Origin of the sequence: Brachybacterium sp. GU-2 (assembly GCF_030866705.2) — a bacterium.
GTDB lineage: Bacteria > Actinomycetota > Actinomycetes > Actinomycetales > Dermabacteraceae > Brachybacterium > Brachybacterium conglomeratum.
Map to the genome: position 1 here is coordinate 2,407,331 of NZ_CP133037.2, position 18,047 is coordinate 2,425,377.

Below are 18,047 nucleotides of genomic sequence, written 5' to 3' on the forward strand. Positions count from 1 at the left end.
CGTCGCGTCGCCTCCGGCGGCCGTGCGCCGCTGCGCCCATCGCCCCTCCCAGGAGTCCTGAATGACCGCCCCCCAGCTCACCTCCGAGGCGCCCCCGCCCCGCACCCGCGGGCGCGAGCGCCTCGTCGACGGCAAGCTCCTGATCGGCATCGGCGCGGTCGCGCTGCTGCTGGTCGTCTCCCTGTTCACCGGCGTCTACGACGTGCTCGGCGCCGAGAACGGCGGCGAAATGTTCGCCATCACCCGCGTCCCCCGCACCATCGCGCTGGTCCTCGCCGGCGCCGCGATGTCGATGTCGGGCCTGATCATGCAGCTGATGACGCAGAACCGCTTCGTCGAGCCGTCCACCACCGGCACCACGGAGTGGGCGGGGCTCGGCCTGATCCTGGTGATGGTGCTGGTCCCGTCGGCGGGGCTGCTGACGAAGATGGGCGTGGCGATCGTCTTCTCCTTCGTCGGCACGATGGTGTTCTTCCTGTTCCTGCGCCGGGTCACGCTGCGCAGCTCCCTGATCGTGCCGATCATCGGGATCATGCTCGGGGCCGTCGTCGGCTCCGTCTCCACCTTCGTCGCCCTCCAGTTCGACGCGCTGCAGAACCTCGGGGTGTGGTTCGCCGGCTCCTTCACCTCCGTGCTGCGCGGCAGCTACGAGGTGCTGTGGATCGTGCTCGCCGTGGGCGTGGCCGTGTTCGTCGTCGCCGACCGGCTGACCGTCGCGGGCCTCGGCGAGGACATCGCCACCAACGTCGGGGTGAACTACCGCCGCGTGGTGCTGCTGGGCACGGGACTGGTCGCGATCGCGACCGGAGTGGTCACCGTGGTGGTCGGGAACCTGCCCTTCCTGGGCCTGATCGTCCCGAACGTGGTCTCGATGATCCGCGGCGACGACCTGCGCTCGAACCTGCCCTGGGTGTGCCTGCTCGGCATCGCGATCGTCACGATCTGCGACCTGATCGGCCGCACCATCATCATGCCCTTCGAGGTCCCGGTCTCCCTGATCCTCGGGATCGTGGGCGCGGCCGTGTTCATCGCCCTCCTGCTGAGGCAGCGCCGACATGGCTGAGCGCACGACGACCCACGACGGGCGCCGCCTCGAGGCGGTCGCCGACGAGGCCGCCCCGGTCGAGCTCTCCACCGCCCCGGCCGACGCCGCAGGTGAGCTCGGCGCGCTCTCCGCCCCGCGGCGCGTGCGCGCCCGCTCCGGCGCCTTCCCCGACGCCGTCTCCCAGCGCCGCTACTGGATCGTGCTGGCCGTCCTCGTGGTCCTGGCCGCGGGCGCGGCGCTCGGGCTGCTCGCGATCGGGAACCCCATGCCGGTGGGCTCTCGCGGCTTCTGGCTGATCGCCGAGATGCGCGTGACCTCCCTGGTGGTGATGGCGGTCGTGGCGATCTGCCAGGCGGTCGCCACGATCACCTTCCAGACCGTCACCAACAACCGCATCATCACCCCCTCGATCATGGGCTTCGAGTCGCTGTACACCGTCATCCAGACGGCCGCGGTGTACACCCTCGGCGTGGCCGGCGTCGTCGCCCTGCAGGGGCCGGGCCAGTTCCTCGCGCAGGTCGCGGCGATGGTGGGGCTCTCGGTGCTGCTGTACGGCTGGCTGCTGCGCGGCCGCTACGCGAACATCCAGGTCATGCTCCTGGTGGGCATCATCATGGGCGGCGGGCTCGGCGCGGTCTCGACCTTCATGCAGCGCCTGCTCTCACCCAGCGAGTTCGACGTGCTCAGCGCCCGGCTGTTCGGCTCGGTGACCAATGCGAGCGCCGAGTACCTGCCCTTCGCGATCCCGCTGGTGATCGTGGCGACGACGCTGATCTGGCTCAACGCCCGCACGCTGAACGTCATCGCGATGGGCCGGGACGTGTGCATCAACGTGGGCGTGGACCACGGCCGCCACACCATCTACTCCCTCGTCCTGGTCTCGGTGCTGATGGCGGTCTCCACCGCGCTCGTCGGCCCCATGACCTTCTTCGGCTTCCTCGTCGCGACGCTGACCTACCAGCTCGCCGGGACCCACGACCACCGCCGCCTGCTGCCCCTCGGGGCGCTCACCGGCTTCGTGGTCCTCGCCGGCGCCTACTTCGTCATGAACCACGTGTTCTACGCGCAGGGCGTCGTCTCCATCATCATCGAGCTCGTCGGCGGGACCGTGTTCCTCGTCGTCATCATGCGGAAGGGGCGCCTGTGATCACCATCGACAAGGTGCGGAAGGAGTACCGGTCCGCGACCGGGACCGTGCAGATCGGGCCGGTCACCACCGACATCCCCTCCGGCGGGGTGACGGCGCTGGTGGGCCCGAACGGCGCCGGCAAGTCGACGCTGCTGACCATGGTGGGGCGACTGCTGGACATCGACGAGGGCCAGATCGAGGTGGCGGGCTACGACATCGCCTCCACCGCCTCGAAGGACCTCGCCAAGATCCTCTCGGTGCTGCGCCAGGAGAACCACTTCATCACCCGGCTCACGGTGCGCCAGCTGGTCGGATTCGGCCGATTCCCCTACTCCAAGGGGCGCCTGACCCGGCTCGACGAGCAGAAGATCTCCGAGGCGATCGACTTCCTGAACCTCGACGACCTCGAGGACCGCTATCTCGACCAGCTCTCCGGCGGGCAGCGCCAGCGGGCGTACGTGGCGATGGTGCTGGCCCAGGACACCGAGTACGTGCTGCTGGACGAGCCGCTGAACAACCTCGATATGCGACACAGCGTCCAGATGATGGGGCGCCTGCGCGATGCGGCCCGCGAGCTGGGCCGCACGGTCGTGGTGGTGCTGCACGACATCAACTTCGCCGCCCACTACGCCGACCACATCATCGCGATGAAGGAGGGCGAGGTCGTCGAGGCCGGGCCCGTCGCGCGGATCATGGACGGCGAGGTGCTCTCGCGCGTGTTCGACACCCCGGTGCAGGTCATCGACGGGCCGACGGGCCCGCTCGCGGTCTACTACTGAGCCCGGGCCCGTCGGCCCCGGCCGAGCCCCGTTGCCCCCGGGGCCCCGGCCCGGCTGTGTGCGGGGAGGGGGCCGCACCGTCTGCGCGCGGGATCCGGTGCCGAGTACTGCATGTGGACCGTCACCGGGGCGCAGCGGCGGTCCAGCTGCTTTACTCGGCCGGCGGCTCGCCTGCCCTCAGCGGGTCACTTGGTGGCGGGGTCCGTCCCGCCGCGGCCGTCCTTGCGGTCCAGCGCGTCGATCGCGGCGACCTCGTCGGCCGTGAGCTGAAGCTCCACCGCGGCGAGGTTCTCCACGATCCGCGAGGGCGTGACGGACTTCGGGATCGTCACGATGCCGTGCGCGAGATGCCAGGCGAGCACCACCTGGGCGGGGGAGGCCCCGTGCGCCTCGGCGATCGCGGTGACCGCCGGGTTCTCGAGCAGGTCCGACTTGCCCTGGCCCAGCGGCCCCCACGACTCCGTGAGGATCCCCTTCTCCTCGTGGATCCCGCGCAGCTCACGCTGCTGGAAGTAGGGGTGCAGCTCGATCTGGTGGATCGCCGGGGCTACGCCGGTCGCCTCGATGATCTCCGCGAGCTGCTCCTTCGGGAAGTTCGAGACGCCGATCGCGCGGACCAGGCCGCGCTCCTGCAGGGCGAGCAGCGCCTTCCACGCCTCGACGTACTGCCCCTGCGAGGGCACCGCCCAGTGGATGAGGTAGAGGTCCACGTAGTCCAGGCCGAGCCGTTCGAGGGAGGCCTCGCAGGCGGCGATCGCGTCGTCGAAGGCGTGGGCGTCGTCCCACAGTTTCGTGGTCACGAACAGCTCCTCGCGCGGAATCCCGGACTCGGCGATCGCCCAGCCCACGCCCTCCTCGTTGCCGTAGATCTTCGCAGTGTCGATGTGGCGGTAGCCGGCGGCGAGGGCCTGGGCGGTGACGTCGGCCGCGATGTCCGGGTCGACCTTGAACACGCCGTAGCCGAGCTGGGGGATCGGGGCGGCGCCGCGGATCTCGAGCGTCGGGACGGCGGGCTGCTCTGCGTTCTGCGTGGTGGACATGGAGTTCCTCTCCTCGGGACGGACTCGCTCCAGCCTACGGCGGGCGGCCGACGGAGGCGGACCGGCCCGCGGCCCTCCCAGCCCGTCCCTCTACGATGGCGGCATGACGTCGCCGAGCACGGGACGCCGGAGGTGACCCCGGCGCGGTCCGCCCGACTGGTGCCGCTGGGCCGTCCGGTGCCCGCGGAGCCGCCGGGCTACGACCACTCCCGCGGGCACACCCCGCGCGGCCGACGGTTCGAGCTCTACGCACTGCTGGACAACCTCTTCATCGCCGCGGGCGTGGTCGTCGCGATCTGGCTCGCGCTGCTGTACCTGGTCGAGGGCTTCTCGCTGACGCCGGTGCGGCTCCTGTACCTGCTGGGCTTCTGGATCCTGCTGACCTACATCACGCTGCCGCGACTGCACCAGCTGATGACCTGGATCTACCTGCCGGACTACTTCTTCGGCCGCACCCGCACCACCGAGGGCGTGCTCTCGGACCCGATCAACATCGCCCTGGACGGCCCCGAGTGGGACCTCCACGTGGCGATGCGGCGGGCCGGCTGGGTGCTCGCGGAGGAGCGGACCCTCTCCTCGGCCTGGTCGATGGTGCGCTCGACGCTGCTGCGACGCTCCTACCCGTCGGCCCCCGTCTCGGACCTGTACCTGATGGGGCGCCGCCACGACTTCACCTATCAGCAGGAGGTGGGCGGCACCACCACCAAGCGCCATCACGTGCGCTTCTGGCGGATGCCGCCCGACTTCGTGCTGCCGGGCGGGTACCGCTCGGACTGGCTCGCGGCGGGCACCTACGACCGCGCCGTCGGCTTCTCCTTCTTCACCCTGCAGATCACCCACCGCATCGACGAGAACATCGACGTGGAGCGGGACTACCTCGTGGACACGGTCCGCTTCGCGGATCCGGAGGTGGAGGTCGAGGTCATCGAGGAGTTCTCCACCTCGTACCACGACCGCAACGGGCAGGGCGACCGGTTCCGCACCGACGGCGACCTGCCGGTGATCGACGTGACCGGCGCGGCCTCCCGCTCCGACGGGGCGAGCGCGATCATGCTGCCGCGACACCGCCCCACCGGCAGCTCGGTGATGAAGTCCCGCGCCCGCGCAGCGACGCAGACGGCTCTGAGCGCGACCCGCTTCGGCGGGCGCCGCACCGAGGTGGCCGACGAGCTGACCGCGCAGTGGCACGGCACGGTCGGGGACTTCCACGAGGTGCTCGCCCGCGCCGCGGACCACCACCTCCCGCCGCCCTCGGTGATCTTCACCGGCTTCCTCGCGCTGCTGCAGGCGGCGATCGTGGCGATCCAGTGGTTCACGCTCGGCTCCGGTGTCGACCTCACCGAGCGCTTCCCCGACGCGTCGCTGATCCTGCCCGAGCAGGGCACGATCTGGGGCGCCACCGCGTTCGCGGCCGCGCTGCTGCTGCTCCAGATCGGGGTGCTGCGCCGCAGCCGCTGGGCCCGCATCGCGCTGATGGCGCTCTTCACGGCCGACGCCTTCGCCCGCCTGGCCGTGGCGACCTCGATGACTGGGGACGTCGCCCACTCGCTGCTGGTGGGCGCCGGCGCCTCCGCGCTCGGCGTGATGGCGATCAGCTCCGATGCCTCCCGCCAGTGGGTCCAGACCCTGCGCCTGGACCCCCGCGAGCGTCGGGCCGACGAGGACCCGGAGGAGGAGCGCGAGGCCGCGCCCGCGCTGTGAGGGCGGTCACCGGAGAGTAGAGTGCGTGCACCGCCGTCCGGTGATCCCCGCACCGGCGTGCACCGACCTCGTGCTCGCCCTGCTGCCGTCGGCGGTCTCTATCCCAGTCTTCCCGGGAGGAATCCCCATGAGCGAGTCCCACGAGACCGCCCCGGCGAACGCCGGCGACCCCGGCACCGATCACGGCTCCGATCAGCCCGAGCTCAAGAAGGCGATCACGCCCAAGCTCCTGCTGCTGTTCATCGTCGGCGACATCCTCGGCACCGGCGTCTACTCGCTGACCGGCAAGGTCGCCGGCGAGGTCGGCGGCGCCGGCTGGCTGCCGATCATCATCGCCTTCGGCGTCGCGATGGTGTCGGCCCTGTCCTACGTCGAGATGGTCACGAAGTACCCGCAGGCCGCGGGCGCCGCGCTCTACGTCCACAAGGCCTTCGGCATCCACTTCCTGACCTTCATGGTCACCTTCGCGGTGCTCTCCTCCGGCATCACCTCGGCCTCCACCAGCGCGATCTTCCTCTCGGAGAACGTGCTGAAGGCCTTCTCGCTGGAGGAGCCGCTGGGCGACTCCGCCGGAGCCGTCGCCACCACCATCGCGCTGCTGTTCCTGGCCCTGGTGGCCCTGATCAACCTGCGCGGAGTCTCCGAGTCGGTCAAGGCCAACGTGGTCCTGACCTGCATCGAGCTGACCGGTCTGGCGCTCGTGATCGTCGTCGGCTTCTTCGCCGTCGGCAGCGGCGATGCGGACCTCTCGCGCGTGGTCCTCTTCGAGACCCAGGACGACAAGAGCATCTTCATGGCCGTGATCGGCGCGACCGCGCTCGCGTTCTTCTCGATGGTCGGTTTCGAGGACTCGGTGAACATGGCCGAGGAGACCGTCGACCCGGTCAAGAACTTCCCCCGTGCCCTCATCGCGGGCCTGTCGGTCACGGGCGTGATCTACGTGCTGATCTCGATCCTCGCCGTCGCGGTGGTCCCGATCGGCCAGCTCACCGAGTCGACCACCCCGCTGCTCGAGGTGGTCAAGGAGGGCGCCCCGGCGATCCCGATCGACACGATCTTCGCGTTCATCTCGATCTTCGCGGTCGCGAACACGGTGCTGATCAACATGATGATGGCCTCCCGTCTGCTCTACGGCATGGCGAAGCAGGGAGTGCTGCCGGGCTTCCTGCGCGGCGTGCTGCAGAAGCAGCGCACCCCGTGGGCCGGCATCGTCTTCTCCACCGTGCTGGCCTTCGCGCTGGTGCTCTCGGTGCGCTACGTGCTCGCCGACGAGACCATCTCGGCGCTCGGCGGCACCACCGCCCTGCTGCTGCTGACGGTCTTCGGCCTGGTGAACATCTCGGTGCTGGTGCTGCGCAAGGACAAGGTGGACGTGCGCCACTTCCGCACCCCGACGGTGCTGCCGATCATCGGTGCGATCACGTCCTTCGCGCTGGTCTCGCCGATCGCGCAGCCGCGGGAGAACTACGTGATCGGCGGCGGTCTGCTCGTGGTCGGGCTCGTGCTGTACGTGATCACCTGGTTCTACAACAGCGCTGTGCGGGCACGCCGCACCCGCTTCCGCCACCCCGACGACCTCGGCAAGGACTGACCCCGCCGTCGGCCTGCCGTCCCGCCCCGTTCCCTGAGACCCGCACCCCGAGGGAGAACCCATGTCGAAGATCCTGCTGGCCTACGTCCCCAGCGCCACCAGCGAGGCCGCGTTCGCCTTCGCGGTCGAGGAGGCCGAGCTCCGCGGCGCCTCGCTGCTCGTGCTCGCCTCGGAGCGCGCCCCCGACCCGCGCAAGGCGCGCGGCGTCACGGACCATCGCCCCCTCCAGGAGCGTCTGGAGGAGACCGGCCTCGCCTTCGAGCTGCGCACGGTCCCCAAGCGCGACGATCCGGCCGACGACATCCTCGACGCGGTCGAGCACGACGACGTCGATCTCGTGATCCTCGGCATCCGCAAGCGCACCCCGATCGGGAAGATCCTGCTGGGCTCGACCTCGCAGCGGGTCGCGATCGAGGCGCCCGTGCCGGTGGTGATGGTCAAGCCCGAGGGCTTCGTCGCGCCGACGAGGTTCTGAGGAGACCCTGAGCGGGGCCCGTCGGCCCTGCTCCTCGCCGGGAGACGGCGGCGGTGCCCTGCGCGGCGGCGCCGTCGGGCGTCCGGGGCAGCTACGCCGCGTCCTTCCGATTCCTCCGGGCTCGGGGGCCTTCCTTCGCCCGGTGTTCATCTGCCCGTTCCCCGCATGCCGGGAGCGACTCACCTTCGTGACGCACCGTCATCTGGTCCTGCGCATCGTGATGCGCGGGGAGACGAGTACACCAGCGAAGGATGTCAGCCATGGCTCTGATCGACCTGCCCCTGCTCATGAAGGACGCGGTGCGCGGCAAGCGCTCCGCCGTGACCTGCCAGCTCAAGTGCGCCAGCCAGTGCGCCTTCGGAGACTGCAACCACTCGGACAACCCCACCTTCCGCGACATCGCCTCCAGCGCGCTGTCCCGTCGCGCCGTGATCGGCGGCTCCACCGCTGCGCTCGCGATCGGCCTCGCCGGCACCCAGGGCGCCCTCGCTGATCCCGGCAGCGGGAAGGGCAAGGGGCAGGGCAACGGCAACGGACGCGGTGGTCACCGCCCCCCGAACGGCACCAAGCTCACCTTCACGCCGATCGAGCCTGTCGACGCGGCCGTCGACGAGTTCACCGTGCCCCGGGGCTTCGCCTGGTACCCGATCATCCGCTGGGGCGACCCGCTGTTCGACGACGCGCCCGAGTTCGACTGGAACGCCCAGAGCGCCGAGGCGCAGAAGCGACAGTTCGGCTACAACAACGACTACACCGAGATCCAGGAGATCCCGGGCAGCGCCGGCAAGCGCGCGGTGATGTTCGTGAACCACGAGTACACCAACGAGAACATCATGCTGCCGGCCGACACCGACGCCGAGGAGGCGATCGAGATCGGCCGCGCCGCCCACGGCCTCACCGTCGTGGAGCTCGAGCGCAAGAACAAGAACTTCCCCTACCGGCACGTGCAGGGCGCGGAGCTCAACCGTCGCATCCTGCTGGACGACGAGTTCGCGCTGACCGGCCCCGCCGCCGGCTCCGACCTGGTCAGGACCGTCGAGGACCCCGAGGGACGCACGGTCCTGGGCACCCTCGGCAACTGCGCCGGCGGGCTCACCCCGTGGGGCACCCTCGTCTCCGGCGAGGAGAACTTCCACGGCTACTTCCGCTCCGCCGGCACCTCCGACGCGGAGAAGCGGTACGGCCTGCGCGACGCGGCCACCGCCCGCGGCTGGGAGAACGCCCACGACCGCTACGACGCCCGCAACGAGGGCTACGAGAACGAGATCAACCGCTTCGGCTACATCGTCGAGGTCGACCCCTTCGACCCCACCTCCACCCCGCGCAAGCACACCTCGCTGGGCCGCTTCAAGCACGAGGGCGCGAACATCATCATCGCCGAGGACGGCCACGCGGTCGCCTACTCCGGCGACGACGAGCGCTTCGACTACCTGTACAAGTTCGTCTCCCGAGACCGCTACGTCGAGGGCGATCGCGAGCACAACCTGACCCTGCTGGAGAACGGCGACCTCTACGTCGCGAGGTTCACCGGCAACTCGCCCGCCGCCGAGATCGACGGCTCCGGCGAGGTCCCCGCCGACGGCGCCTTCGACGGCTCCGGCGAGTGGCTGCCGCTCGTGGTCGACGGCGAGTCCAAGGTCCCCGGCTTCACGATCGAGGAGGTCCTCGTGCACACCCGCCTCGCGGCGGACGCCGTCGGCCCCACCAAGATGGACCGCTGCGAGGACGTCGAGCCCTCGCTGCACAGCCGCCGCGTGTACGTGGCCTGCACCAACAACTCCGATCGCGGCACCGACGGCAAGGCCGCGGCCGACGAGGCCAACCCCCGCACCCAGAACCGCGACGGCCACGTCGTCGAGATCGACGAGCAGGGCGACCAGACCTCCACCGCCTTCGCATGGAACCTGCTGCTGGTGGCCGGCGACCCCGCGCAGGGCGATCAGACCTACTTCTCCGGCTTCCCGGTCGAGAAGGTCTCCCCGATCTCCTGCCCGGACAACCTCGCCTTCGACTCGGTGGGCAACCTCTGGATCTCCACCGACGGCGCCCCCTCCGGCATCGGCTACAACGACGGCCTGTTCCGCGTCACCCTGGAGGGCGAGGCCCGCGGCCGCGTCGAGCAGTTCCTCTCCGTCCCGATCGACGGCGAGACCTGCGGCCCGATCATCCGCGACGAGGACCGCTCGGCGTTCGTCTCCGTCCAGCACCCGGGCGAGGACGGCGAGTTCGGCGCCCAGCGCTCCTACTTCCCGGACTACGACGGCCAGGGCCCGAAGCCCACGGTCGTGCAGGTGCTGCCCCAGCGCGGCTGACCCCGTGCTGATCTGGCCCTGAACTCGCACTGATCTGCCGCTGATCCGGTGCTCCGCCGGTGCGGGGTCGGCGTCGCTGCGACGTCGGCCCCGCACCACGCCTGAACGGCCCCGCGCGCCCCGCGAGAACCCTCGCGTCGTGCGGGGCCCTCGTGGTGCCCGCGTGCGCTCGGGAACGGCGGCCGGCGGGGCCGCACCGGATCCGACGGCCCGCGCCCGGCCCGACAGCCCCGCGCGCGGCCCGTCGGCCGCCCTGCCCCGCGGCCTCGCTGTGAGCCTGCTCACCGGATTCCGTCCTCGCCCGCGGCGCGCGGCCGGGGCGGAGACGAGTTTCTCTCGCACGCGCGCGCGAGAGCCCGCCCGGCCGGAGAGGTGGCGGCGCGTTGGAGCCCTCAGTCCGCTTCGCTAGACTCCCCGCCATGACCCGCCGTGACGCCGCCGCCCACGCACGTCCGGGGTGCTGACGGTGTCAGTGCTGTGGACCCTGCTGCTCCTCGCCGCGACCGTCGCCGTCACCCCGGTGCTGGACCGGCTGATGGGCCGCACGGCCTGCTGGGTTCTCGCCGCCCTCTACCTGGCCGCCGCCGCGGCGCTGCTGCCCGCCGCCGCCGCCGTGATGGCGGGCGGGGCCGGTGGCCCGGCCACCACCTTCGCCGTCCCGTGGGCGCCGCAGTGGGGCGTGGAGCTCGCGCTGCGGGCCGACGGGATCGGCATCGTCTTCTCGATGATCGCGCTGGTGATCGGCGCGGTGGTGCTCGCCTACTCGGCGCGATACCTCCCAGTGGGCCGCAATCTCAGCTTCTCCCTGGTGATGGCGCTGTTCACCCTGTCGATGGTGACCCTGGTGCTCGCCGACGACCTGGTGCTGCTGTTCATCGCCTGGGAGCTCACCTCGATCGCGTCGTTCCTGCTGATCGCCCGCTCCGGCGCGGCTGGGCAGGCCGCCTCGATGCGCACCCTGCTGATCACCTTCCTGGGTGGCCTGGCCCTGCTCAGCGCCGTCACGCTGATGGTGCTGCGCCTGGGCACCACCTCCCTCAGCGAGGTCCTGGCCGATGAGATCTGGCAGCAGGACCCGGCGTTCACCACGCTGGTCGCCCTCCTGGTCGCGCTCGCGGCGTGCACGAAGTCCGCCCAGTTCCCGTTCCACGTGTGGCTGCCGGATGCGATGGCCGCGATCACGCCGGTCTCCGCCTACCTGCACGCGGCCGCCGTGGTGAAGGCCGGCATCTTCCTGCTGCTGCGCTTCAGCCCCGCCTTCCACGACGTCCCCGCCTGGAACGTGCTGCTGATCGTGGCGGGGATCGTCACCGCCTTCGTCGGCGGCGTCCTGGCCCTGCAACAGGGCGATCTGAAGAAGCTGATGGCCTATTCGACGGTGAGCCAGCTGGGGCTCATCGTCGCCCTCATCGGCGTGGGCACCGAGTACGCGATCCTCGCCGCCGTGCTCCACACCATCGCGCACGCCCTGTTCAAGTCCGGGCTGTTCATGATGGTGGGCGTGGTGGACCACGCCGTGCACACCCGCGAGCTGCGTCGCATGCCGGCGCTGTGGCGCACGATGCCCGGCTCCTTCGCGGTGACCGTGCTGGGCTGCATGTCGATGGCGGGCCTGCCGCCGATGCTCGGCTTCGTCTCCAAGGAGTCGCTGCTCACCGGCGCGCTCGAGACCGGCGGCCCTGCCTGGGCTCCCTGGGCGGTGGCGCTCGGCATCGCCGGCGCCAGCGTGCTGACCTTCGCCTACTGCGCGAAGATCGTGCTGGGCGCCTTCGTGGACGGCCGCGACGAGGAGCTCCTGGCTCGCGTGGACGGGGAGCGGGCGCCCTCGGCCCCCGACGCGCACGACGCCACCGGCGCGCTTGTGCGCGCCGAGGACGCCCACGCCCCCGGCCTGCTGTTCCTGGGCCCGGCCGCGCTGCCGATCCTGGTGGGCCTGCCGCTCGCGCTGGTGGTGGGGGTGCTGGACACCCCCGTCGGCCGCGCGATGGACGCCGCCCTCGGCGGCGAGTTCCACCCCCACCTGGCCTTCTGGCACGGGATCACCCCGGAGCTGGGCCTCACCGCCGCCATCATCGCGCTGGGCACCCTGATCGCGCTGGCGCGGGAGCGGGTGCTGCCCGCCCTGGAGGCGCGACCCTTCCCCGTGGACGGCGCCCGCGTGCTCACGACGGTGGACCGCCTTGCCGAGCGCGTCGCCGCGTGGCTGGTGCGCCCCATCGCCTCCGACGACCCGATGCGCCACCTGGGCGCGATCCTGCTGGCCTTCGCCGCGGTGATGCTGGGCTCCCTCGCTGTGCTGTGGGGGGACCTCGCCCCGCTGCAGCAGGGCATGAACCGCGGCATCGACGTGATCCTGCTGGTGCTGGTCACCGTCGCCGTGATCGTGGTGTGCACGCGGCGGGACCGGCTGGGTGCGGCAGTGGCGCTCTCCGCCGTCGGCATCCTCGCCACCGCGCAGATCCTGGCGTTGGGCGCCCCGGACGTCGCCCTCACCCAGCTGCTGGTGGAGTCGCTGACGATCATCGTGATCATGCTGGTGCTGCAGCGGCTGCCGCAGCGCTTCGAGGCCCCGGAGCGGGACGGCGCCCCGCGCCGCTCCCGCCGGGCAGGCGCGCTGCTGGTCGCGATCGCGGTGGGCCTCGGCGCCGGCGCCGGCGTGTTCCTGTTCATGGGCCGGCGCGGCCGCAGCGAAGTCGCCGAGTACTACATCGACCACGCCGAGGAGATCACCGGCGGCCACAACATCGTCAATGTGATCCTGGTGGAGTTCCGTGCGCTGGACACGCTCGGCGAGCTCTCCGTGCTGGGCATGGCGGGCGTGGCGATCGTGGCCGTGCTCTCCAGCGTGCGTCACATGTTCATCGACCCGGCCCGTGCTGACGAAGATGTCGACACGCCCCAGCTGCGCGAGGAGGGCACCTCCGCGCACCGTGCCATCTCCTCGGCCTGGGGCAACGCCGCCGCGCTGCAGCTGATGGTGCGCGTGGTGGGCCCGATCCTCGCGCTGCTGTCGCTGATGCTGTTCCTGCGCGGCCACAACGCCCCCGGCGGCGGCTTCATCGCCGCCCTGGTGGGCTCCGCGATCGTGGCGCTGCTGTACCTGTCCACCTCGCGGGACCGCCAGATCGGCCCGCCGCGCCTGCCGCTGCTGCTGATCGGCGGGGGCGTGCTGGTGGCGCTCGGCTCCGGGGTGCTGGGCTTCCTCCACGAGGGCTTCCTCGAGCCGCTGCACGGCTACCTGCTGGGCCAGCACGTCTCCACCTCGATGATCTTCGACCTGGGCGTGTACCTGGCGGTGCTGGGCCTGGTGATGGTGGCCGTGAACCTGCTGGGGGCCGGCGCCACCACGGGCGAGAAGTCCGGCGAGGGCACCCGTGAGCGCACGGACGAGGCGGTGGAGGGCGAGCTGCCCGGCCCGCTGGACACCACCCGCGGCGAGCCCGCGCGCCGCCGACGGGTCGGGGTGGGCACCGCGCACCTGACCGCCGGAACGAAGCCGAGGGAGGCCGGACGCCGATGATCCTCGCCCTGACCGTGGCCGTGCTCGTCACCGGCGGTGTGTACCTGCTGCTGCAGCGCAGCATGGTGCGCGCCGTGTTCGGGATGACCCTGCTCAGCCACGCCGCGAACTTCGCCCTGCTGGCCACCGGCGTGCCCGGCTGGCGGGCCGAGCCGCTCACCGACCTCTCCTCCCGCGCCGACATGGCCGATCCGCTGCCCCAGGCGTTCGTGCTCACCGCGATCGTGATCACGATGGCGGTCACGATCTTCATGCTCACCCTCGCGGTGATCGGCCGGGACGACGACATGACCGCCTATCCCGACACCGGGGAGACCCACGACTGATGATCCCCGCCGTGAACCCCGCCCTGCTGCCGCTGTTCGTGGTGGTGCCCCTGCTGGGCGCCGCCGCGCTGGTGGTGGTGCGCCGCCGCCCCGTGGAGGTCGCGGTGATGCTGGGCGCCCCGCTGCTGGTGGCGCTCGGCGCGCTGTGGCTGCTGGCCTTCCACCGCACCGTGCCGGTGCTCTCCCACGCCGTCGGCGGCTTCTCCGACGTGCTGGCGATCCCCTTCGTCTCCGACACCCTCAGCGCCGTGATGCTGCTGGTGACGGCGCTGTCCACGCTCGCCGCCAGCGTGTTCCTCGTGCTCACGGGGGAGGCGCGGTACCGTTTCGTGCCGCCGCTGGTGCTGCTGCTGAGCGCCGGCGTGAACGGCGCGCTGCTCACCGGCGACCTGTTCAACCTGTTCGTGTGGGTGGAGGTGATGCTGATGCCCTCCTACGCGCTGATCGCGCTGACGGGCACCTGGCGTCGCCTCGGTATCGGCCGACTGTTCGTGCTGGTCAACCTGCTCACCTCGACGGTGCTGCTGATCGGCGTGGGGTTCGTGTACGGCACCGCCGGCACCGTGAACCTCGCCGCGCTGGCCGGTGCCGGCGGCGAGAACCGGGTCACCGCCGCGGCCCTGGCCGTGGTGCTGCTGGCCCTGGCCGTCAAGGGCGGCATGGTGCCGGTGCACTCCTGGCTGCCGCGCGCCTACCCCGCGACGTCGGCCGGGATCATGGCGCTGTTCTCCGCCCTGCACACCAAGGTGGCGCTGTACGCGATCTACCGCATCGTCGCGGTCGCCTTCGGCGACGAGCTCCCGTTCCTCACCGTGTTCGCGGTGCTGGTGCTGGCCACGATCCTGGTGGGCGCGTTCTCCACCGCCGCCGCCACCCGGGTGCGCACCGCGATGGGCCATCAGATGGTCACCGGCGTGGGCCACATCCTGCTGGGCCTGGTGCTGCTCACCCAGCTCTCGGTGACCGCGGGCATCCTCTACCTGGTCCACCACGTGATCTCGATGTCCTCCTTGCTGCTCACCACCGGCGCGCTCGAGCACACCTACGGCTCGGGCCGCCTGGACCGCCTCAGCGGCCTGGCCCGGCGCGAGCCGTGGGTGATGGCGGTGATGGCGCTGGGCATGTTCAGCCTGGTGGGCCTGCCGCCCACCTCCGGCCTGTGGGGCAAGGTGGGCCTGCTGCAGGCCCCCTCCCAGCAGATCACCGGCGGGGACGCCGTGCTGGGCTGGGCGGCGCTGTGCGCGGTGGTGCTCGCCTCCGCGGGCTCGATGCTGGGCCTGCAGCGGGTGTGGCGCCGCCTGGCCTGGGGTGAGGACATGACCACCTACCGGCCGGACGATCCGACCACGGGTCGCGGCGAGGAGCAGCCGCTGCCGGACGAGGTGCGGGTGCCGCGGCGGCTGCTGGCCCCGGGCGCGGCCATGATCGCGCTGTCGCTGGCGCTGTTCGCGGGGATCGGCGCCGTGCTGCCCAGCATCGACGCGGCCGCCACGGACCTGCTGGATGTCGAGGCCTACGTCGAGGCGGTGATCGGCTGATGCGCGCCTGGTACACGTTCACCTACGTGCTGTGGATCATCGGCGAGATCGTGAAGGGCTCCTTCGCGGTGGCCGGCGGGGTGTACAGCCCGCGCACCCGCAGCTCGCCCGCGATCGTGGAGTACCCGCTGCGTGCCGCCACGGACCTGGAGATCATCGCGATGGCCTCCTCGATCACGATCACCCCGGGCACGCTGGTGGTGGGTACCGCCCACGGCACCCTCGAGGAGGGCCCGAGCCTGTTCGTGCATGTGCTGTTCGCCCAGTCGCGCGAGCAGGTGGTCGAGGACCTGCGCGAGATGGAGCAGCGCCTGCTGCGCGCCTCCCGCGGGCCGGGCGGGGCCGAGGCGGCGCTGCTCCCGCGCCGGTCGCGCAGTGCGGCCGACGAGCGCTTCGCGGACGGGCGCGCCGTGCGTCGGATCCGCGCCGCGGGCCATCGGACGGGTCCCGGCGGGCGCTCCGAAGCCGGTGCGCACTCCGTGCCGGGCGGGCACGCCGGAGCGGGCGGGTCCTCGCACGAGCAGCCCCGCGAGCAGGAGGAGGACGAGCGATGACCATCATCCTGTGGACCACCGTGGTGCTGCTGGGCGCCGCGATCCTGGTGGGCCTGTTCCGGGTGGCGACAGCACCGGACCCGGCCAGCCGCGCCGTCGTGGGGGATCTGGTGTTCTTCTCCGGCATCGGGGTGATCGTGCTGATCGGCCTGGTGAACTCCTCCGCCGCGGCGGTGGACGCCGCGCTGATCGCCTCCGTGCTGGGGATCCTCGCCACCGTGGCCCTGGCCCGCATCCTCACGAAGGGGCGCCGATGAACCCCGTGCTCGACCTCGCCCTCACCGTGCTGATCGGCGTGCTGCTGATCGGCGGCGCGTTCTGGATGCTCACCGCCGCGCTGTCGATGTTCCACGCCCGCGACTCGTTCAGCCGCATCAACGTGCTCTCCCCGGCCACCGGCCTGGGCCTGCCGATGATCGTGACCGGCGCCTTCCTGCAGCACACCCGCACCAGCGGGCTGGACCCCGTCGTGCTGGTGAAGACGCTGCTCACCGTGCTGGCACTGATCATCGTCTCTTCGATCGCCTCGAACGTGCTGGCGCGAGCCGCCTACCTCTCCGGCTCGCCGGTGGATCCGCGCACGGCCCCGCAGGACCTCGCCCGGGCGCCGGGCGAGGGGGAGCAGGAGCCGCACAGCGAGGAGCGCTGAGCGAGCAGTCCGCAGGGACGGCAGCGGCGCGCGCGACACCCCAGGTGTATCAAGCGGCTGATACGGTGTGTGACACTGCACTGGTGCACCGCGGAGGTTTGGCATGACCTGGACGATGTTGTGGATGCTGCTCTGGCGACACCCGGCCGGGATCGTGCTCGGTGCGCTCGCATGGGCGGTGCGCCGTCGCGGGCTCCCAGCGCTGGAGGCAGGTCTTGCCGTCACGGCGGCGGCAGCCGGAGGGGCCGTGGTGCTCCTGGCGGCCTACTCCGGGCTCGGGGCGATGCCGCTATGGGTCGAGGCGCCCCGGGAGGTCTGGTCGGCCGTCTTCCGGGCCCGCTACGCGCTGCCGCTGGTGCTCGGGCTGGCCGTCATGATCGCGCTGGGCGCCGTCCGCCCGCACCGCGCGCCGATTGCTTGGGCGACGCTCGCGCCCCGCACCTGGCGCTCCTTCCTCGAGGTCCGCTGGCTCTCCGCTGTCCTCCTCACCCTCGTGCTCGTTATCGTGCTCACGCTCCCCGCAGGCACTGCCTCCCGGCCGGACGAGGACGGCGAGTACACCCGTTACGTGGTCGACGTCGGCTCGGGCACGCTCGGCACGGGCATCTACGGATGGCACCACTCCGCCCTCCCGCTGGTGCTGCTGATGCCGCTGGGTGCGGCCACCTGGTGGGCCCTGTCCAGGATCGCGCGCCCGCCGCTGGCCGAGGCGGAGCCCGCCGACACGGCGAAGCGTCGGCGTCGCAGCGCGAACGTGGCGCGGGTCGCGCTCGGGGCGCTGCTGCTGCACCTCGGCACGATCCTGACCTCGCTGGCGAACACCTCGCGGCTCTCCGGCACCTTCTCCGGCGGGGATCGTGGGCAGTTCTCGATCAGCACGCCGTTCGCCGCCCTCTCGGGCGCGCTCGACGTGCTTGGGGCGGTGGCCGCCTGCGCGGGCTGTGCGCTGTGGGTGTTCACGGCCCTGACCGCCGTGCCCGCGCGGTCCCTCTCCCGCTCGCGACGCAGCGCGGTCCCGTCGTGATCCTCGCCCTGAGCCACGAGGACGGGAGCCCCGCCCGGCAGATCCACGATCAGATCAGCGGCCTGATCACCATGGGTCGGCTGGGCCGGGGCGAGCGCCTGCCCTCGGTCCGGCAGCTCGCCGCCGACCTCGCCGTCGCCCCTGGAACCGTGGCGAAGGCCTACCGCTCGCTGGAGGCGGACGGCCTCCTGGTGACCCGGGTGGGCTCGGGCACTCGGGTCAGCGACGAGGCGGCCCCGGTCTCCTCGGCCGTCGCGCAGGCGGCGCGCCATCTGGCGACCGCCGCGCGCGACGAGGGCCTCTCGCTCGAGGACGCGCTGCGGGTGCTGCGCGGTACGTGGTGAGGGAGACGCGGAGCCGTGTC

At 71.6% G+C, this 18,047-nt stretch carries 16 protein-coding genes; 15 read left to right on the forward strand and 1 reads right to left on the reverse strand.

The window, feature by feature from the left end; translation table 11 throughout:
• The first annotated feature begins 61 nt into the window (after positions 1-61).
• From RBL05_RS10985 to RBL05_RS10995, 3 genes are read left to right on the forward strand one after another with little or no spacing between them, the layout of a single operon-like run.
• Positions 62-1,063 carry an ABC transporter permease gene (locus RBL05_RS10985; protein WP_308739451.1) on the forward strand — a complete coding sequence of 334 codons (1,002 nt, stop codon included), beginning with the start codon at positions 62-64 and terminating at the stop codon, positions 1,061-1,063.
• Complete coding sequence (locus RBL05_RS10990; RefSeq protein ID WP_308739450.1) at positions 1,056-2,192, forward strand: iron chelate uptake ABC transporter family permease subunit; 1,137 nt, start codon at positions 1,056-1,058, stop codon at positions 2,190-2,192. Before RBL05_RS10985 ends, RBL05_RS10990 begins: the two co-directional genes overlap by 8 nt.
• Entirely contained in the window at positions 2,189-2,953 is a 765-nt protein-coding gene (locus tag RBL05_RS10995) for an ABC transporter ATP-binding protein (protein WP_270408626.1), read from the forward strand. Before RBL05_RS10990 ends, RBL05_RS10995 begins: the two co-directional genes overlap by 4 nt.
• 185 nt (positions 2,954-3,138) lie before the next feature.
• On the opposite strand, the gene RBL05_RS11000 is transcribed toward RBL05_RS10995, so the two are convergent.
• Positions 3,139-3,993, reverse strand: a complete 855-nt coding sequence (locus tag RBL05_RS11000) for an aldo/keto reductase (RefSeq protein ID WP_308739449.1) — start codon at positions 3,991-3,993, stop codon at positions 3,139-3,141.
• A 132-nt stretch (positions 3,994-4,125) separates the two neighbouring features.
• Between RBL05_RS11000 and RBL05_RS11005 the strand changes: the two genes are divergently transcribed.
• From RBL05_RS11005 to RBL05_RS11060, 12 genes are all read left to right on the forward strand, one after another.
• Positions 4,126-5,694 (forward strand): LssY C-terminal domain-containing protein, encoded by a 1,569-nt coding sequence (locus tag RBL05_RS11005; protein ID WP_308739448.1) that lies wholly within the window; start codon positions 4,126-4,128, stop codon positions 5,692-5,694.
• A 127-nt stretch (positions 5,695-5,821) separates the two neighbouring features.
• Entirely contained in the window at positions 5,822-7,285 is a 1,464-nt protein-coding gene (locus RBL05_RS11010; protein WP_308741179.1) for an APC family permease, read from the forward strand.
• A 61-nt stretch (positions 7,286-7,346) separates the two neighbouring features.
• Positions 7,347-7,760, forward strand: a complete 414-nt coding sequence (locus RBL05_RS11015) for a universal stress protein (RefSeq protein ID WP_263311198.1) — start codon at positions 7,347-7,349, stop codon at positions 7,758-7,760.
• Between the two features lie 260 nt (positions 7,761-8,020).
• Positions 8,021-10,072, forward strand: a complete 2,052-nt coding sequence (locus RBL05_RS11020) for a PhoX family protein (RefSeq protein ID WP_308739447.1) — start codon at positions 8,021-8,023, stop codon at positions 10,070-10,072.
• Positions 10,073-10,529: 457 nt separating this feature from the next.
• The gene (locus tag RBL05_RS11025) at positions 10,530-13,592 is read left to right on the forward strand and encodes a DUF4040 family protein (RefSeq protein WP_308739446.1); all 3,063 of its coding nucleotides are present in this window, start codon (positions 10,530-10,532) and stop codon (positions 13,590-13,592) included.
• Positions 13,589-13,918 carry a sodium:proton antiporter gene (locus RBL05_RS11030; protein WP_308739445.1) on the forward strand — a complete coding sequence of 110 codons (330 nt, stop codon included), beginning with the start codon at positions 13,589-13,591 and terminating at the stop codon, positions 13,916-13,918. Before RBL05_RS11025 ends, RBL05_RS11030 begins: the two co-directional genes overlap by 4 nt.
• Positions 13,918-15,456, forward strand: a complete 1,539-nt coding sequence (locus tag RBL05_RS11035; protein ID WP_308739444.1) for a proton-conducting transporter membrane subunit — start codon at positions 13,918-13,920, stop codon at positions 15,454-15,456. The genes RBL05_RS11030 and RBL05_RS11035 overlap by 1 nt, the downstream gene beginning before the upstream one ends.
• The gene (locus tag RBL05_RS11040; RefSeq protein WP_308739443.1) at positions 15,456-16,010 is read left to right on the forward strand and encodes a Na+/H+ antiporter subunit E; all 555 of its coding nucleotides are present in this window, start codon (positions 15,456-15,458) and stop codon (positions 16,008-16,010) included. The genes RBL05_RS11035 and RBL05_RS11040 overlap by 1 nt, the downstream gene beginning before the upstream one ends.
• Complete coding sequence (locus RBL05_RS11045; RefSeq protein WP_062947068.1) at positions 16,007-16,267, forward strand: monovalent cation/H+ antiporter complex subunit F; 261 nt, start codon at positions 16,007-16,009, stop codon at positions 16,265-16,267. The genes RBL05_RS11040 and RBL05_RS11045 overlap by 4 nt, the downstream gene beginning before the upstream one ends.
• Positions 16,264-16,659, forward strand: a complete 396-nt coding sequence (locus RBL05_RS11050) for a cation:proton antiporter (protein WP_308739442.1) — start codon at positions 16,264-16,266, stop codon at positions 16,657-16,659. Before RBL05_RS11045 ends, RBL05_RS11050 begins: the two co-directional genes overlap by 4 nt.
• 103 nt (positions 16,660-16,762) lie before the next feature.
• Positions 16,763-17,683 carry a hypothetical protein gene (locus RBL05_RS11055; protein WP_308739441.1) on the forward strand — a complete coding sequence of 307 codons (921 nt, stop codon included), beginning with the start codon at positions 16,763-16,765 and terminating at the stop codon, positions 17,681-17,683.
• Positions 17,680-18,027 carry a GntR family transcriptional regulator gene (locus RBL05_RS11060; protein WP_308739440.1) on the forward strand — a complete coding sequence of 116 codons (348 nt, stop codon included), beginning with the start codon at positions 17,680-17,682 and terminating at the stop codon, positions 18,025-18,027. Before RBL05_RS11055 ends, RBL05_RS11060 begins: the two co-directional genes overlap by 4 nt.
• Positions 18,028-18,047: the final 20 nt, after the last annotated feature.

Coding starts and splice junctions, on each gene's coding strand:
- RBL05_RS11045 (WP_062947068.1), top strand. CDS start 16,007: ATGACCATCATCCTGTGGACCACCGTGGTGCTGCTGGGCGCCGCGATC.
- RBL05_RS11015 (WP_263311198.1), top strand. CDS start 7,347: ATGTCGAAGATCCTGCTGGCCTACGTCCCCAGCGCCACCAGCGAGGCC.
- RBL05_RS10990 (WP_308739450.1), top strand. CDS start 1,056: ATGGCTGAGCGCACGACGACCCACGACGGGCGCCGCCTCGAGGCGGTC.
- RBL05_RS11050 (WP_308739442.1), top strand. CDS start 16,264: ATGAACCCCGTGCTCGACCTCGCCCTCACCGTGCTGATCGGCGTGCTG.
- RBL05_RS11000 (WP_308739449.1), bottom strand. CDS start 3,993: ATGTCCACCACGCAGAACGCAGAGCAGCCCGCCGTCCCGACGCTCGAG.
- RBL05_RS11035 (WP_308739444.1), top strand. CDS start 13,918: ATGATCCCCGCCGTGAACCCCGCCCTGCTGCCGCTGTTCGTGGTGGTG.
- RBL05_RS11040 (WP_308739443.1), top strand. CDS start 15,456: ATGCGCGCCTGGTACACGTTCACCTACGTGCTGTGGATCATCGGCGAG.
- RBL05_RS11010 (WP_308741179.1), top strand. CDS start 5,822: ATGAGCGAGTCCCACGAGACCGCCCCGGCGAACGCCGGCGACCCCGGC.
- RBL05_RS11055 (WP_308739441.1), top strand. CDS start 16,763: ATGACCTGGACGATGTTGTGGATGCTGCTCTGGCGACACCCGGCCGGG.
- RBL05_RS10985 (WP_308739451.1), top strand. CDS start 62: ATGACCGCCCCCCAGCTCACCTCCGAGGCGCCCCCGCCCCGCACCCGC.
- RBL05_RS11020 (WP_308739447.1), top strand. CDS start 8,021: ATGGCTCTGATCGACCTGCCCCTGCTCATGAAGGACGCGGTGCGCGGC.
- RBL05_RS11030 (WP_308739445.1), top strand. CDS start 13,589: ATGATCCTCGCCCTGACCGTGGCCGTGCTCGTCACCGGCGGTGTGTAC.